Here is a 15,336-nt window from a genome sequence, read left to right as displayed (position 1 = left end):
GACCCCTTCGGAGCGAGGTGACGCTCGGTCACCGTCACCACGTGGGCTGAAGGGGTGAGGGGGGTTCCCGCGGATCCACCGGGACTCGTCCACCCCCGGTGACGCTCGTGCGGTCAAACGTCGCAGCGGGGTGATTCAGGGGCACGGCCCTGAAGGCGTCGAGGTGCACGGCCCGATGCGTGGGGGGTCGATGCACCGCGACGCACCACGTCGAACCCCCCTGGAGACCCCCGTGCTCAGCAAGCGCCTCGTGACCGCCCTGCTCGCCGCCGTGGCGAGCACCTCCTTGACCGCCGCCGGTGCGGTTCCCGCGCAAGCCGCCACGGCCACCGCCGCGACCACGGCCTCCACCACTGCCCCCGTGGTGCCCACGACCGTGAAGGACCTCATGCCGGCGGGTGGCGTCTTCAGCGCCGGGACCGCGTGGAAGCTCGACGTGCGCAACGCGCCGCTGCACGCCAACTCCGCCGGGATGGTGCGCAACCTCGCGGCCCAGACGGCCGCCCAGTACAGCGGGGTCGCAGCCTTCAACGCCTACCAGTACAGCACCAGCTTCTACACCGTGCCCGCCGACCAGCCGCGCGTGGACGTGAAGTGGGTCGACTGCCAGAAGAAGGGGTACACCCCTCCCGGGCTGATCGGACCCGGCGGCCAGTTCACGCAGGTCCCCATCCCGGCGGAGGCCGTGCCGGCCAAGGGCACCGACAGCCAGCTCACCGTCTACTCGCCCGCGACCGACCAGCTCTGGGAGTTCTGGGTCGCGAAGAAGACCGACGGCGCCTGGTCGGCGTGCTGGGGTGGCCGCATCGACGGCGTGTCGTACAGCGACGGTTTCTTCCTCGACGGGTTCGGCGCGAGCGCCAGCGGGCTGTCCCTGGCGGGCGGCACCATCGGCATCGAGGACGTCCGCTCGGGTGTGATCGACCACGCGCTCGCCCTGCACATGACCGCTCCGGGCACGTGGAAGGAGTTCAGCTACCCCGCCCAGCGCAGCGACGGCTACGACACCTCCGTGGACCGGATCCCCGAGGGCACCCGGCTGCGCCTGGACCCCTCGGTGAACGTGGACGCGCTGAAGATGCACCCCATCGCCAAGATGGTCGCCAAGGCCGCGCAGAAGTACGGGTTCATCGTCACCGACAAGGCCGGCTGCACCGCCGTGATCGCCGAGAGCCCGGAGGCCGAGATCGCCGCCACCGGGATCGACCCGTGGAAGCAGCTCATGGGCTCCACCCCCTCCTACTCGATCATGAAGGGTTTCCCCTGGAGCCAGCTGCAGGCCCTGCCGAAGGACTACGGCAAGCCGGCGCCGATCACGGCCCAGCCCGTCGGCAGTGGCGCCACGCCGACCGCCACGCCCACCGCCACGCCCACCGCCACGCCCACCGCCACGCCCACCGCCACGCCGACCGCCACGCCGACCGCCACGCCGACCGCCACGCCGACCGCCACGCCCACCGCTCCCTCCGGCCCGGCCCGCTACGTCTCCGACAGCGCGTTCCGCACGGTGCGCAACGGCTGGGGGCCGGTGGAGAAGGACCGCAGCAACGGCGAGATGGCCGCCGGGGACGGGCGCACCTTGAAGATCGCGGGCGTCTCGTACGCCAAGGGCCTGGGTGTGCACGCCTCCTCCGAGGTCGTCGTGCCCGTCCAGGGCGCGCGCACCTTCACCGCCCGGGTCGGCGTGGACAGCGAGGTCGGCACGGCCGGCTCGGTCGTCTTCCAGGTCTGGAACGGCGGTACCAAGCTGGCCGACAGCGGCGTGCTCAAGGGCGGCCAAGCGGCCACGACGCTCACGGCCGACGTCACCGGCGCCAGCGAGATCCGCCTGGTGGTCACCGATGCCGGCAACGGCACCACCCAGGACCACGGCGACTGGGCCGACGCCCAGCTGATCGGCTGACCGGCGGCCACCCGCCCCATCCGCACCGCGGAGCCCGCGCGAGAGGGCTCCGCGGACCGGTGGCTCTGCGTGACGTGCTGTCGGTGCTCGGGCCGCTCACCGTGCTCAACCTCGAGGAACGGTCCTCACGCTCCGTGAGGTGGACGACCGCCCGGCCCAAGACGGGTACTGTCTGCTCCAACCCGACTACTGGAAGCATCCACCGCCGAGTCAGATGGAGCAGCGTCCGTGGCCCAGCCCACCAGCACCCCCTCGAGCCCCCTGGCAGCCTTGACCCGGCGCTGGAAGCTCGCCGCGCTGCTCGTCGTCCTCGGCGCCGGCGCCGGGGTGGGCGCGGCCCAGACGACTCCCACGACGTACACAGGGGAGGCGCGCGTCGCGGTGGGCAGCCAAAGCCTGGACGCCCGCGTCGTGGCCGGCTACTCGCTGGCGGCCACGCAGCTGGCCTCCGACGTCGCGCGCTACGTCAACGACAGGCAGGCGCAGAACGACCTGCAGCCGGTGCTCGGCGAGCAGGCGGACACCGTGGGGCGCATCTCCGCCTCCCCCATCGCCGGGTCGAGCGTCGTCCTCGTCGAGGTCGACGCCTCCAGCGCGGACGCGGCCACCCGCGGGGCGCAGACGGTCGCCGAGCAGCTGGTGGCGCAGGTGAACCAGGCCACCGACGCGGGGCCCGCGGAGCTGCTGCAGCAGTACACCGACCTCACCGACCGCGTGGCGGCCGCCGAGCAGGCGTCCTCGGCGGCCGAGGCGGCCCTCGGGGCCGCCGTCGGCGCGGGACGCTCGCAGGCGCAGGTCGACGAGGCCCGCGCCGCGGCGCAGCGGGCCGCCGCGGAGCTGGACGTCCTGGAGGTCCAGCAGCAGGCGCTCAGCGCGCAGTACCGCAACGCGGTGACCAACACGCCCCCGGCATCGGGGCTGACCATCGTGCGCGAGGCGGAGGTCTCCCGCACGGACGCCTCCAGCAAGCTGCAGCGCGCCGGCTTGATCGGCGCGGCGCTGGGCGGGTTCGCGGCCCTGGTGATCGCGGTCCTGCTCGACCGGCGCCGGCGGGCCGGCCGGAGCTCGCAGGCCGGCCCCGGTCCCGGCGACCCGCGGGTGGACGTCCACCGGTCGACCGAGCGGCAGCCCGAGGAGGCGCGCTCCGGTTCGTGGCGGCCGTGAGCGCGGCGCTCGAGCCGAGCGCCGCGCGGCCGGCGTCACCGTCGGCCGAGCAGGAGGTGCGACCGCCCGCCTACGTCTGGTTCTTCCTCGCGACGATCGTCCTCAACATCTTCTCGGGGCACTGGGACTTCCTGCGGGCGCCGATCGGCCTGGACCGCCTGACCTTCGCCGCCGGCGTCGTCCTGCTGCTGCTCGACCCGTGGGCGTGGCAGCGGCCCCTGCGCCTGCGGCCGGTCCACGTCGCCATGGCCACCCTCGTCCTGCTCACGGCTGTCTCGGCGATCGCGCACGGCACCCTGCTGGACCGCTACGGCCTCTTCGCGCTGCTGGACCGCGTGGTGGTGCCCTTCGTGATGTTCTGCATCGCACCGGTCGTGTTCTCCACGGCCGCCCGCCGCGACCTGCTCCTGAAGACCCTGGTGGGCCTGGGCCTGTACCTGGGCGTGACCGCCGTGCTGGAGACGCTCGAGGCGTGGTCGCTGGTCTGGCCGTCGTACATCGGCGACGAGTCGGTGGGCATCCAGTTCGGGCGTGCTCGCGGACCCTTCGCCGCGTCCGAGGCGATGGGCATGGCGTGCTCGGCGTGCTTCTTCGCCGCCGCCCTGGCCACCGCCCGCTTCCGCGGGTCGTGGCGCGCGATCAGCGCGGTCGCCGTCGTGCTCACGGCCGGCGGTGTGCTGATGTCGCTCACCCGATCGGTGTGGCTCGGCACCGTGCTGGGGGCCCTCGCGGTCCTGGTGACGAACCGGCGCTTGCGCCGCTTCATCCCCGCGGCCCTGGCCGGTGGCGCGGTGCTCGTGGTGGTCCTCTTCGCCGTCGTGCCCGGGCTGCGGGCCAGCGTCGACGAACGGGCCGGGACGGTGCGCTCGGTCCTGGACCGCTACAACACGAACAACGCGGCGCTGCGCATCGTGGAGCAGGAGCCCCTGACCGGGATCGGCTGGATGCGCTTCCTGGACGTGTCCGAGGACTGGGTGCGTCAGGCCGACGCGTACGCCCTGACGAACGTGAACATCGAGGTGCACAACGTCCTGCTCTCGCGGGCCGCCGAGCTCGGCGTCCCCGGGGCGTTGCTGTTCCTGGCCTGCGTGCTCTGCGGTCCCTGGCGCGCCGCTGTCCAGCGGCGCTACCCGCCGGGGGACCTCGCCCAGTGGTACGGCGTGTCGCTGGGGCTGACGGCCGTCTGGAGCGTGACCATCATGCTCAGCCCGGTGCCCTACCCGCTCCCCAACACGCTGACGTGGCTGATCGCCGGGATCGCGTTGATCCCCCACCTCTCAGGAGCTGCCGACGGTGACGAGCACCGACGCTGACCCCACCCCTCCCCCCGGTCCGGTGAGCACCGTGCGCCGGGCCCAGCGGCTGAGCGCGACGGCGATCTACCTCGGCTTGTCGCGCCACCTGCCGTGGTCCCCGCGGCCCGGCGGGCGCCTCGCCCGTCGCGCTCGGGCAGCCAGCGCCCGCTGGATGCTCGACGAGTGCGGTCGGGACGTCAACATCGAGCACGGCGCGTGGTTCGGCTCGGGCAAGGGCATCGTGGTGGGTGACCGCTCCGACATCGGCATGGACGCGCTCGTCATCGGGCCGGTGCGCATCGGTCGCGACGTCATGATGGGTCCGCGCTGCGTGCTGCTCGCCTCCGCTCACGAGACCCGTCGGCTCGACGTCCCCATGAACCAGCAGGGGTTCCGCGAGGACCGGCCCATCGTCATCGAGGACGACGTGTGGATCGGCGCGGCCACCGTCATCCTGCCGGGCCGCCGGGTGGGCACGGGCAGCATCGTGGGCGCCGGCTCCGTGGTCGTCTCGGACGTCCCGCCGTGGACCGTCGTGGCCGGGAACCCGGCACGGGTCGTCAAGAAGCGCCGGCCCGGGGACCAGGTGCCCGAAGCGGTCGAGGCGGCGGTGCTCCCGCCGTTGATGGACGCCTCCGAGGTGCGCGCGGACGTCGCCGCCGCACGGCGCGCGGTGAGTGGTCAGTCCGAGCGGTCCGGTCGCCCGTAGTCCTGCGGCAGCGCCTGCAGGTCCTCCCAGGGGAAGCCGTCCATCACGCGGTAGTGGGGCGCTCCGCCGAGGAGCTCCTCCCACGGGTCGACGGCTCCAGCGGTCGCCTCCCCCGTCTCACCGGTGACCGCCACGCTGCCGGCCTTGTCCACCACGATGAACCCGTAGCGCTGGGCGGCTTCGGCCACCATGCGGGCGACCGGTGTGAGCTCGAGGGACTCGACGTCGACGGCGGGGTCGAGCCGCAGGCGCAGCCCCTCGGGGATGGCGTCGGGATCGGTGGAGAAGCCGTCGCTGCGCTGGGCGGGCCAGCTGAACGTCGTCCACTTCTTCGGCTCCACGATCTGCAGCGCGACGGCGTGGTCGATGCGGCCGGCGCGCACGTCGTCGACGCGCACGGCACCGCCGGAGACGGCCAGGCCGCTGGCGCTCGACCCGAATCCGCCCGTGAAGTACCCGGGGCTCGTGGACACCGCGTCGATGCGACCGCCCCAGCACGCCTGCCAGCGACCGTCCACCCGCTTGGCCCGCCAGAACTCCCACAGCTGGTCGGTGGACGGGGAGTAGATCGTCAGCTGCCCGTCGCTGCCGCGCGCGGGGACCGCGTCGTCCGGGATCGGCACGCCGGTGAACTGACCACCCGCACCGAGCAGGCCAGCGGGCGTGTACTTCTTCTTCTGGCAGTCGTCGAAGGCGACGTCCACGCGCGGCTGTTCCGGCGGGACGCTGTAGAAGGACGTGGAGTAGTTGCTGACGTTGAAGGCGGCGACGCCGTCGTAGTGGTCACGGACCTGCCTCGCCAGGTGCGCCACCAGGCCGCTGGAGCGGGGGTGCAGGGGCGCTCCGCCGACCTCCTGGCGCCAGACGCTCGCCGCCCCGAAGGGGTAGTGCCCGCGCGGAGCCGTCCTCCCGTCCCCCGCGGACGGCTCCGGCTCCACCGACCACCAGCTCCACCGGTCGCCGCGGCCGACGAGCACGACGGCGACCACGGCGAGGACCGCCAGCGCCGCGGCCGCTCCCGGGTGACGCCACCACGGGGCTCGCGGCGTCGCAGGCGGTTGTTCGTGGGCCACGACCGTCACCTCGCTGCTCGGGAGCGTTCCGGCCCGCTGCGGCGCCGCGTCCGGGCGCGCGCTGACCCGACCGGGTGAGGGCCGGAGCCGCTAGTGCCTCCAAGGAGACCCACTGTACGGGGCCGCGACACCGCCGCGGAGCACCGAGGTCACCCCTGCCGCGGGTGCTGCACCCGGGCGAGCGCGCACTCGGGTGAGGGCACCACGGAGAGCGACGGTCACGTGGTGGGCCGTGCGACGGTGGCCGTTCGAGTGAGCGGGACGGTCCTGGCGACACCCACAGTGAGGTGGCGGGGCACCGCGTGCGCCGACCAGGTACAAGCTCCGGCGAGTTCACCCGGAGAGCAGCAGCCGTCCTGGTGCCGACCCGATCTGTGGTGCAGAGGTTCACCGACACCACCAGGAGAGCATCGTGCGCACCCCCCGCCGAACCGTCGCCGCCGTGGCGATCGCTGCAGCGCTGGCGACCGTCGCCACCAGCGCGGCCCCCGCCGCGGCGTCCACGACGGCTGCTGCGCCGGGCAACGGCCCCGTCACCGCAGCGGCGGCGCCTTCCGCGCCCGGGGGCGTCGTCCTGCGCGCGCAGCGCCGCGCTGCAGCGCAGCCGAAGCTCCCGGCCGCCTACGACCACACCGCACCGCGCGGCTCCTTCTTCGGGCCGACGAGCGTGTGGAAGCAGGACGTGCGCAAGGCGCCCGTGAACCCGCGCTCGGCCGCGATGGTCGCCGGCCTGCACCGGCAGGTCACCACGCTCTACAACGGCGTCGCCGCGTTCAACGTCAGCAACTACAGCACCAACGTGTACACGGTCAGCGGGGCTCAGCGCCGCGTGGACGTCGCCTTCGACGACTGCCAGAAGAAGAAGTACACGCCCGCTGGCCTGCTCGGTGCGGGTGGTCAGTTCACCGGCGTGCCGATCCCGGACGACGCGGTCCCCGCGCGCGGCAGCGACGGGCAGCTGACGATCTACTCCCCGTCCACCGACCAGCTGTGGGAGTTCTGGCGGGCCAAGCGGGTGGACGGTCGCTGGCAGGCGTGCTGGGGCGGTCGCATCGACGCGGTGTCCACGAGCCCCGGGTACTTCAGCGGCGGGTTCGGAGCAGCCGCCACCGGGCTGTCCTTCTCGGCGGGCGCCATCGGCATCAAGGACGTCCAGGCAGGGTCCATCGACCACGCCCTGTCGTTGCAGATCGTGGAGCCGAAGAAGTGGACGACGTTCAGCTGGCCCGCCCAGCGCAGCGACGGCTTCTCCACCGATCCCGACGCCATCCCCGAGGGGCTGCGCCTGCGGCTCGACCCCGCCGTCGACGTCGAGTCCCTCAAGCTCACGCCGATCGGCAAGATGGTGGCTCGTGCAGCGCAGAAGTACGGGTTCATCGTCACCGACAAGGCGGGAGCGGTCGCGCTGACCGCGGAGAGCGGCACCGCGACGGCGAACGCGACCGGTGTCGACCCGTGGCCGGCCCTGATGCGGGGCAAGCCGCACTACGAGATCATGCGTGGTTTCCCCTGGGACAAGCTGCAGGCCCTGCCCGAGAACTACGGCAAGCCCTGACGGCGGGACGGGTGGCGCCGTCAGCCCGGTGGCGCCGTGCCGGCCGGACTCGTCGTGCGGGTCGAGCGCCCGGTGCGCGCTCGGTGGTGCGCCACCCAGTAGCCCCAGTCGAAGCAGGCGCCGGCGAGGGGCACGAAGCGCTCGGCGCGTGAGTCGGCCCCGAGCGGCAGGGAGCCGACGAAGCGCAGAGCCGCCCTGGTGCTGCGTGCCGCCAGGCGCCAGGTGGGCAGCGGGTCGACCACCGGCAGCCCCCGGTCGGACCACTCGCGGCGCAAGCCGTGGTGGCTCCTGCCGTAGCGGTAGTTCTGCTCGAGGAGCTCACGCGCGCGGTCCCGCGGGATCCACTCCATGAGCACCTCGTCCACCACGTCCATGCGGTGGCCGGTCGCGCGCTGCAGGCGCCAGCAAAGGTCGGCGTCCCCTCCGCTGCGGACCGTCGAGAAGCCCCCGACGGCGTCGAAGTCGGCTCTGCGGACGGCGAGGTTGCAGGTGGGGAGGTAGGGCAGGAAGAAGGGCGCGCTGACGTACTTGTCCAGACGGCTGAACTGCTGGACCTCGCTCGCCCGCTCCGCCAGGGAGGTTCCGCCACGCACGAGCGTGTCCGAACCCACGATGCCCACCGACGGGTCCTCGAAGCGCTCGAGCGTGCGCTCCACCCAGGTGGGTCGCGGCCTGCTGCGCGCGTCGAGGAACAGCACGACGTCGGCGTCGACGGCCGCCACGCCGAGGTTGCGCGCGGCGTACGGCCCCGCTCCCCCGCTGTGGACCACGCGCACGGGCGGGTCGAGGTGCAGCACGGGCTCGGGGCTGTCGTCGACGACGACGACCTCGTCCGGTGGCCGGGTCTGCTCCGCCAGGGCGCGCAGCGCACCGTCCAGCAGCGCGGCGTGACCCCGGACCGGCAGCACCGCCACCGCGCGCAGCGCGCTCTCAGGCACGACGATCCTCCTGCTCCTCCGGGACGATGCGCGGCTGCGGCACCGCACCCTTGCGCGACTGTGCTCCCGCGTCCCACCGGGCCACCACGTCGAGCAGGCGGGTGCGCCCGAAGCGGCGCGCGCGGGAGACGAACGGGTCGTGCGGGGCGGGACGCGCCCAGTCGGCGATCGCATCGCTCACGCGGTAGCGCTCCAGGGGGCGCATGTGCTCGAGCGCGCGGATCTCCGCGACCATGCGGCGGTGGTAGGCCCGCACCCCCGCCGTGCGGCGGTGACTGCCGCTGACGGTCAGGCGCGGGTCGACCACCAGGTGCCCGCCGCCGGCGACGGCGCGCCAGGACCACTCCTGGTCCTCCGTGGCCACCAGCGACTCGTCGAACGGGTGGACGCGCCACACCTCGGAGCGCCACACGCTCGCCGTGTTGGTGAAGCCCCAGTAGCGGTGGCGGGCGAGGTAGTCGGCATCGGCGCGCAGCGGCGCGGTCAGCGGCCGGTCGTCACCGTCCACCTCACCGCCGCACGCGGCGACGGCCCCGGCCTCCAGGTGCCGTCGGCCGATCTCCACCCAGTCCCGGCGAGGCAGCAGCGTGTGGCTGGAGAGCGCCCCGTGGAACGGGGCCGCAGCGGCTCGAGCTCCCGCGTTGAGGGCTCCGCCGTAGGAGAAGTCCTCGTGGGCGATGGTCACCACCTGCTCGGCACGCTCGTGCGCGATGCGCAAGGTGTCGTCCGTGGACCCCGAGTCGACGATCACGACCTCCACAGGACAGCTCTGGGCACGCACCGAGTCGATCGTGGCGTTCAAGGTGACAGCGGAGTTGTACGTGCGGATGATGATGCTCACGACCGGCGGCACCACGTGCGTCTGATCCTCCTCAGGTCTGGGCAGTCGGCTCACGACCACGAGTCGACGCATGGTACCGCGACGTCCTGTGACAGCTACGACGCGCTTGGTCACCACCGCACCTCTCGTTAGGGTGCGGGCATGGGTTCGCCACCGGCACCGGTCACTCCACCCGGCGACGCCTCGACCGGGGCGCCGGGGGCACGGCGCACCGGTACCCGGAGAGCCCTCGCCTACCTCGTCAGCGAGTACCCGACGTTGTCGCACACCTTCATCGAGAGCGAGGTGGAAGCGCTGCGCGCTCGCGGCGTGGAGGTCCACACCTTCTCCGTGCGCCCCACCGCCGAAGAGCAGCACCGGTCCACGCGCAGCCGCCGGGAGGCTGCCCGCACCACCGTCCTGCTGGGCCGCGAGCGCCTGGCGGGCCTGCCCCGCACCGGGGTCGCCTCGCTGCGGCGGCCCCGGACCCTGGCCGCCGGGGCGCGCCTGGCCGCCAGGTCCGGGCCGAGCGGTGCGCGCAACAAGCTCTGGCAGTGCTTCTACCTGGCCGAGGCGCTCGTGCTGCTGGAGGAGATGCGGCGGCGCGATCTGCGCCACCTGCACGTGCACTTCGCGAACAACGGAGCCGACATCGCCCGCCTCGTCGTGGCGATGGGGCGCGCGCAGGACGGGCCCGGCAGCGGCTGGCGGTGGACCATGTCCATGCACGGACCCACCGAGTTCGAGTTCGTGGACACCTTCGACCTGCCGGCCAAGGTCCGCTCAGCCGACGCCGTCGCGTGCATCAGCGACTTCTGCAAGGGGCAGCTGATGCGCCACACGTCGCCCGAGCACTGGTCGAAGCTCGGCCTGGTGCGGATGTCCGTGGACGTCGAGCGTTTCGCCGATCGTTCGGGCGAGAGGGCCGCGCGCCCGAACACGCCCCTGCGGGTGTTGTTCGTGGGGCGCCTGGTGCCGGAGAAGGGGCCGTCCGTCCTGCTGGACGCCGTCGCAGCGCTCCGCCGGGGCCCCGAACCGCTCGACGTGCAGGTGCGCGTGGTCGGCGCGGGCCCCCTCGCGGGCGAGCTCGCGCTCCAGGCGCAGCGGCAGGGCACCGCGGACGTCGTCGAGCTCGTGGGCCCGGTCGCCAACGAGGCCCTGCCCGACCACTACGCGTGGGCGGACGTCTTCTGCCTGCCGAGCTTCGCCGAGGGCGTTCCCGTCGTGCTCATGGAGGCGCTGGCGACGGCGCTCCCCGTGATCACCACCGCGGTCGCCGGCATCCCCGAACTGGTGCGTGACGGCGTCGAGGGCTGGGTGATCACCTCGGGTGACGTACGGGCCCTGGAGGTGGCGCTCCGTACCGCTGCCGCCGCCAGCAGCGTCGAGCGCACCGAGATGGGCCGCAGGGGACGTCAGCACGTGGCCGAGGAGTTCGATCCCGATCTGAACGCGCGCAGGCTGGTGCACGTCCTCAGGACGAGCGGCTGGGACGCCCCTCCGAGCGAGGTGCAGCCGCGTGCGTGAGGCCATACCCCGGGTGGTCTACCTCCCACGGGACTACCCCAGCCTGTCGCAGACCTTCGTGCGCAACGAGGTGCTGTCACTGCGTCGCACGGGTCTGCGGGTGGACGTCATCGCCCTGCGGCACAGCTACACCGAGAACGTGCCCGAGGGTTGGGCCGGCGAGCACGCGTTGGCTCGTCGGCTGCCCTGGCCGCGCAGCCTGCGCGACACCTCGTGGTGGGCGTTGCGGCACCCGTTCCGCTTCCGCCGGATGTGGAAGCTGATGCGCCGCGGGCCGGCCTACGTCCGGTGGACCGCGGTGCGCTACCTGCCGACCCTGGCGCGCGACCTGCGCACGCGCGAGGTGCTGGCCTGCCACACGCACTTCGCCTTCGAGCACGCCTGGTGCACGCTCTACCTGGCGACGCTCCTCGACGTGCCGGCCACCATCACCGTCCACGCCGCGGACATCTACAGGGACACGGAAGCCGCTGTCGATTTCCTCGAGCAGTTCGACGCAGTGGTCAACGTGTGCACCTACAACGAGGACCTGCTGCGCTCGCACGGGCTGTCGAAGCCCTCCACGCACCTGGTGCCCTGCGGCGTCGACGTCCCGGCTGAGCCGCCAGCGCCTCCGAGGCAGTCGCGTCGAGTCGTCTCGGTGGGCCGGATGGTCCCCAAGAAGGGTTTCCCCGGGCTGATCCGGGCGATGGCGCTCGTGCACGAGCGGGTCCCCGACGCGACGCTGGAAATCATCGGAGGGGGGGAGCTGGAGGAGGAGGTCCGTGCGCTCGTGACCGAGCTCGGCCTCGACGACGTGGTGGAGATGCGTGGACCACGCTCGCACGACGAGTCGCTCGCCGCGATCTCCGCGAGCTCCGTCTTCGTCCTGAACTGCGCCGTTCCCCCGGACGGTGACACCGACGCCCTGCCCGTCGTCCTGCGCGAAGCCATGGCGCGGGCGAAACCCGTCGTCACGACCGCCGTGGCAGGGATCCCCGAAACGCTCGACGACACCTGCGGGTGGGTGGTCGCTCCTGATGAGCCGCACCGCCTGGCGGACGCGCTCGTCGAGGCGCTGCTCGATCCTGCCGGAGCGGAGGAACGCGGCCGCCGGGCCAGGGAGCGCGTGATCGAGCGGTTCACCCTCGAATCCACGGCCGAGCGCCTCTCAGGCGTCTTCCGGACGGTCGCGACCCGACGGGCTGCGCGACGCCCCTGAGGACCTCAGCGGCTGGTCACCCGCACGGGCAGGGCGCGCAGGAGCTTGGCGCCCAGCACGTAGTACCGCATCCACACCGCGACGACGACGTACCGCAGCCGCAGAGCCGGTGAGGCGTCGACCAGCTCAGCGGAGCGGCGGTACGTGGAACGCAAGCTCGGGTTGATGCTGGACCGCAGCACACCGGGGTCGAACAGGGGCGCGCCCGCGCGACGCCTGGTCTCCACGTCGCCGCGCGTGACGCGGCGCGCCTTGGCGTGCAGCTCGGCCATGCGGCGGCGCGCGGGATGGCGGACGACGGCAGCAGCGCAGTAGAGCGCTCGGACCCCCTGCCGCACGGCGCGCTCGCCCCACTCGCGGTCCCCCCCGCTCTTCAGCCGCTCGTCGAACGGACCGACCCGTTCGAACGTCGAGCGGAGCGTGACCATGTTGGCCGTGGCGGCCCAGCCGCCCGTGGTGACGTACGCCTCCTGCTGCAGGAAGTTGAGGGAGTCCCACAGCTCGGCGAGGGTCGGGTGCGCGGGGTCGGCGCTGAAGAGGTGCACGGCGCCCCCGACGAACGCAGCGCGGTCGCACTCCCGCAGGGCACGGACCGCTTCGCGCAGCCAGCCGGGGTCTGGCAGGCAGTCGGCGTCCGTGAACGCCAGCACCTCGCCGGCGGCGTGGGCGACCGCGGCGTTGCGGGCGGCGTAGGAGCCGGGGCGCTCTTCACGGACCAGTCGCACCGAGGGCAGGGCGTCCAGGGACTCCTGCAGCGAGCCGTTGTCGCCGTTGTCGGCCAGGACCACGTCGACGGACCCGGGGTAGTCCTGAGCCGCCAGGGCACGGGCGGTGCGCACCAGCAGGCCGCGGTCGCCGTGCACGGGCACGACGACCGTCACGCTCGGCCACGCAGCACGGGTCGTGTCCTCGGCCGTTCGAACCTGCACGCCAGAAACGTCGATCACCTGTCCATCAGCCATCATCCCGCGCGACTGCCCACCCGCCGACGAGCGGACCGCACCACCAGACCGGTGGCGTAGGGAACACCGTGCACAAGGTAGCGCTTGGCCATGCGGCGCGGCTCCTTGGCGAGGCGGTGCACCCACTCCAGGCCGCTGCGCTGGACCCACTCGGGCGCGCGCGACACCTCACCGGCCACCATCGTCAGCGCGCCGCCGCACCCGACGAACCACGCGCCGGGCAGTTCCGCGCGCAGCAGCTCCATGAGCCTCTCCTGCTTGGGGAACCCCAGCCCGACGAACACCAGGTCCGGCTTCGCCTCGACGGCGTCGCCGACCGTCCGCGCGAGCTGCTCGGGCCGCGCCTCGAAGCCGAGAGGGGGGCAGTCCCAGCCGGCGACCTCGAGACCCTCCACGTCCTGCCGCAGCTCCTGCGCGGCGCGCTCGGCGATCCCCTCGGCGCCGCCGAGCAGGTACACCGAGCGGCCGGCGGACGCGGCCGCGCGCGAGAGGGACCAGATCAGCGAGGACCCGGTCACCCGCTCGGGCAGGCCCTCGCCCTGCAACCGGCTCGCCCACACGATCGGCATGCCGTCGGGGACGACGAGTTCGGCCCGCTCGGTGATCCCGCGGTTCTCCGGGCGGCGCAGCTGGCGCAGGATGTCGACGTTGGGGGTCACGACGCTGCCGCCCTCGCCGCGCTCGAGGGCGGCCAGGACGTGCTCGACGACCTCCTGCTCGCGCAGCGCGTCGAACGCTACCCCGTCCACCACGACGCGCCGGCGCGCGGCGCGCTCGCCGCCGGTCGCGGGGTCGGGGACCACGTGCTCCGCCACGGTGCTCAGCGCGTCGAGGAGTCCCGCTGCCAGGCGGAACCCCGCCCGGTGCGCGCGAGCACCCGGGACGCGACGGTGACGGCCGTGTAGACGGCGAGGGACGGGATGAGCGCGGGGCGCCGCACGACGAGCTTGAGCAGGGCGGAGGAGGTGCTGGAGGTGGTGCGGGCGAAGCGCTCGGGGACGGCGGCGTCGGTCCCCGCCAGCCCCGTGCTCGTCGCGGCCGGTTCCGCCGCGCTCAGCTGCGCGTTGCCCGCGGCGGTGCGCACGCGCACCTTCAGCAGGTTGCGCAGGTCCTTGGGGACGTCGACGACGAACGCGCCGCCGCTGGTCCCGCGCTCGTGCTCGGCGAAGAGCCGCTGCACGAACAGGTCGTCGCTGGTGACGTCCGGGAACTCGGCGAACCGCGTGCGGCCCTCGCGCGACATCCCGTAGACGCCCAGGCCGACCAGGCCCTCGCGCACGTAGGGCAGTTCGCGGTAGGCGGCGTAGAACGCCCGCACGGCCCACGAGCAGGATGAGGTGTCGAACTGCACGTGCGGGGACGCGGCGAGCAGGTCGCCCTCGCGCAGGCTGCGCGCCAGCGCGTCCAGGGTGCCCGGCAGCAGGGTGATGTCCGCGTCGAGGTAGATGCGCGGGAAGGCGCCCGCGACGACGTCGCCGGCGCGCAGAGCGGCCGACTTGGAGGCCTCGTCGAGCTCGACGACCTCGACGCCGGCGGCGCGGGCGACCTCGGCGGTGTCGTCGGTGCAGCCGTTGGCGACGACGACCACCTCGGGAACCTCGTCGACGGCGGCGCTGGCGAGGGCCTGCAGGCCGCGGCGCAGGGTGGTGGCCTCGTTGTGGGCGGGGATGACGATGGAGAGGGTGGGGGTGCGGTGCGTGCGGATGGTCGCGGGGGCGCGCCGTTCGAGCATCGCCCGGGGGGCGGGGACGTCGAGGGTGTCCTGCGTACTCATCACACCTCCTCTGTCGAGGTCGTCCGAGCAGAGCATTGCTGTTTACTTGACGTAGCGGGGTACTAGCACATGGTAACCACGTCACGACCCCCGGGGGCAAATCGGCCGAACGGGTCAGGTGCGCCTGGGCCGAACGGGCAGGCGCGGGCGCAACCCGGCGCGGGGCATCGCGGCAGAACGGGGCGAGCGCGGACCCGTTGCGGGGCAGAGGTCTTCTAGCCGGCCGGGCGGGTGCGCCCGGCCGGTGGCCCGGGGGTTGCTCAGTACGCCCCGCGCCCCCCCAGCACCGCCTTGACCGTCTTGGCCAGGATCATCGCGTCGAACGCCGGGGACCAGTTCTCCACGTACTGCAGGTCCAGCCGCGTGGACTCCTCCAGGTCCAGGTCGCTGCGACCGCTGACCTGCCACAGACCCG

The 15,336-nt window shown here is 73.3% G+C and carries 14 protein-coding genes; 7 read left to right on the top strand and 7 right to left on the bottom strand.

Features of this window, described 5'->3' with window-relative positions:
* Nucleotides 1–232: 232 nt before the first annotated feature.
* The 4 genes from ACRYMN_RS00740 to ACRYMN_RS00725 all read left to right on the top strand — a co-directional run bounded on the left by ACRYMN_RS00740 (nt 233) and on the right by ACRYMN_RS00725 (nt 5,071).
* Nucleotides 233–1,903, top strand: a complete 1,671-nt coding sequence (locus ACRYMN_RS00740) for an NPCBM/NEW2 domain-containing protein (RefSeq protein ID WP_432490945.1) — start codon at nt 233–235, stop codon at nt 1,901–1,903.
* A gap of 228 nt (nt 1,904–2,131) precedes the next feature.
* A complete protein-coding gene (locus ACRYMN_RS00735) occupies nt 2,132–3,067 on the top strand; it encodes a YveK family protein (protein ID WP_432490943.1) in 936 nt (311 codons plus the stop codon).
* Nucleotides 3,064–4,380 carry an O-antigen ligase family protein gene (locus ACRYMN_RS00730; RefSeq protein ID WP_432490941.1) on the top strand — a complete coding sequence of 439 codons (1,317 nt, stop codon included), beginning with the start codon at nt 3,064–3,066 and terminating at the stop codon, nt 4,378–4,380. The genes ACRYMN_RS00735 and ACRYMN_RS00730 overlap by 4 nt, the downstream gene beginning before the upstream one ends.
* A gap of 22 nt (nt 4,381–4,402) precedes the next feature.
* Nucleotides 4,403–5,071, top strand: coding sequence for an acyltransferase (locus tag ACRYMN_RS00725; RefSeq protein WP_432490939.1), 669 nt, complete (start codon nt 4,403–4,405; stop codon nt 5,069–5,071).
* Here the strand turns inward: ACRYMN_RS00725 and ACRYMN_RS00720 are convergent.
* Nucleotides 5,044–6,144, bottom strand: coding sequence for a DUF4124 domain-containing protein (locus tag ACRYMN_RS00720; RefSeq protein WP_432490937.1), 1,101 nt, complete (start codon nt 6,142–6,144; stop codon nt 5,044–5,046). The genes ACRYMN_RS00725 and ACRYMN_RS00720 overlap by 28 nt on opposite strands.
* Nucleotides 6,145–6,556: 412 nt before the next feature.
* Between ACRYMN_RS00720 and ACRYMN_RS00715 the strand changes: the two genes are divergently transcribed.
* The gene (locus ACRYMN_RS00715; RefSeq protein ID WP_432490935.1) at nt 6,557–7,699 is read left to right on the top strand and encodes a DUF4124 domain-containing protein; all 1,143 of its coding nucleotides are present in this window, start codon (nt 6,557–6,559) and stop codon (nt 7,697–7,699) included.
* A gap of 20 nt (nt 7,700–7,719) precedes the next feature.
* Here the strand turns inward: ACRYMN_RS00715 and ACRYMN_RS00710 are convergent, their stop codons facing one another.
* Both ACRYMN_RS00710 and ACRYMN_RS00705 read right to left on the bottom strand, forming a co-directional pair.
* A complete protein-coding gene (locus tag ACRYMN_RS00710) occupies nt 7,720–8,637 on the bottom strand; it encodes a glycosyltransferase family 2 protein (RefSeq protein ID WP_432490933.1) in 918 nt (305 codons plus the stop codon).
* Nucleotides 8,630–9,493, bottom strand: coding sequence for a glycosyltransferase family 2 protein (locus ACRYMN_RS00705; protein ID WP_432490931.1), 864 nt, complete (start codon nt 9,491–9,493; stop codon nt 8,630–8,632). Before ACRYMN_RS00705 ends, ACRYMN_RS00710 begins: the two co-directional genes overlap by 8 nt.
* A 126-nt stretch (nt 9,494–9,619) precedes the next feature.
* Here ACRYMN_RS00705 and ACRYMN_RS00700 point away from each other — a divergent pair, with 126 nt between their 5' ends.
* Complete coding sequence (locus ACRYMN_RS00700; protein WP_432490929.1) at nt 9,620–10,984, top strand: glycosyltransferase family 4 protein; 1,365 nt, start codon at nt 9,620–9,622, stop codon at nt 10,982–10,984.
* A complete protein-coding gene (locus tag ACRYMN_RS00695) occupies nt 10,977–12,185 on the top strand; it encodes a glycosyltransferase family 4 protein (protein WP_432490927.1) in 1,209 nt (402 codons plus the stop codon). Before ACRYMN_RS00700 ends, ACRYMN_RS00695 begins: the two co-directional genes overlap by 8 nt.
* Nucleotides 12,186–12,190: 5 nt before the next feature.
* Here ACRYMN_RS00695 and ACRYMN_RS00690 read toward each other — a convergent pair whose 3' ends face one another.
* The 4 genes from ACRYMN_RS00690 to ACRYMN_RS00675 form a co-directional block, all read right to left on the bottom strand.
* The gene (locus ACRYMN_RS00690) at nt 12,191–13,114 is read right to left on the bottom strand and encodes a glycosyltransferase family 2 protein (RefSeq protein ID WP_432490925.1); all 924 of its coding nucleotides are present in this window, start codon (nt 13,112–13,114) and stop codon (nt 12,191–12,193) included.
* Nucleotides 13,115–13,146: 32 nt separating this feature from the next.
* Nucleotides 13,147–13,962 carry a WecB/TagA/CpsF family glycosyltransferase gene (locus ACRYMN_RS00685; protein WP_432490923.1) on the bottom strand — a complete coding sequence of 272 codons (816 nt, stop codon included), beginning with the start codon at nt 13,960–13,962 and terminating at the stop codon, nt 13,147–13,149.
* Nucleotides 13,963–13,967: 5 nt separating this feature from the next.
* Entirely contained in the window at nt 13,968–14,921 is a 954-nt protein-coding gene (locus tag ACRYMN_RS00680; RefSeq protein ID WP_432490921.1) for a glycosyltransferase, read from the bottom strand.
* 260 nt (nt 14,922–15,181) lie between these two features.
* Nucleotides 15,182–15,336 (bottom strand): sugar transferase (locus tag ACRYMN_RS00675; RefSeq protein ID WP_432491156.1); only part of this gene is annotated, 155 nt, incomplete at its 5' end.

Source organism: Kineococcus gypseus (assembly GCF_050871305.1).
Classification (GTDB): domain Bacteria; phylum Actinomycetota; class Actinomycetes; order Actinomycetales; family Kineococcaceae; genus Kineococcus; species Kineococcus gypseus.
This window is presented reverse-complemented; position numbering and strand designations above follow the sequence as displayed.

What these genes read in the sequence shown, in the direction of transcription:
- ACRYMN_RS00680 (WP_432490921.1), bottom strand. Translation starts at nt 14,921, where the DNA reads ATGAGTACGCAGGACACCCTCGACGTCCCCGCCCCCCGGGCGATGCTC.
- ACRYMN_RS00700 (WP_432490929.1), top strand. Translation starts at nt 9,620, where the DNA reads ATGGGTTCGCCACCGGCACCGGTCACTCCACCCGGCGACGCCTCGACC.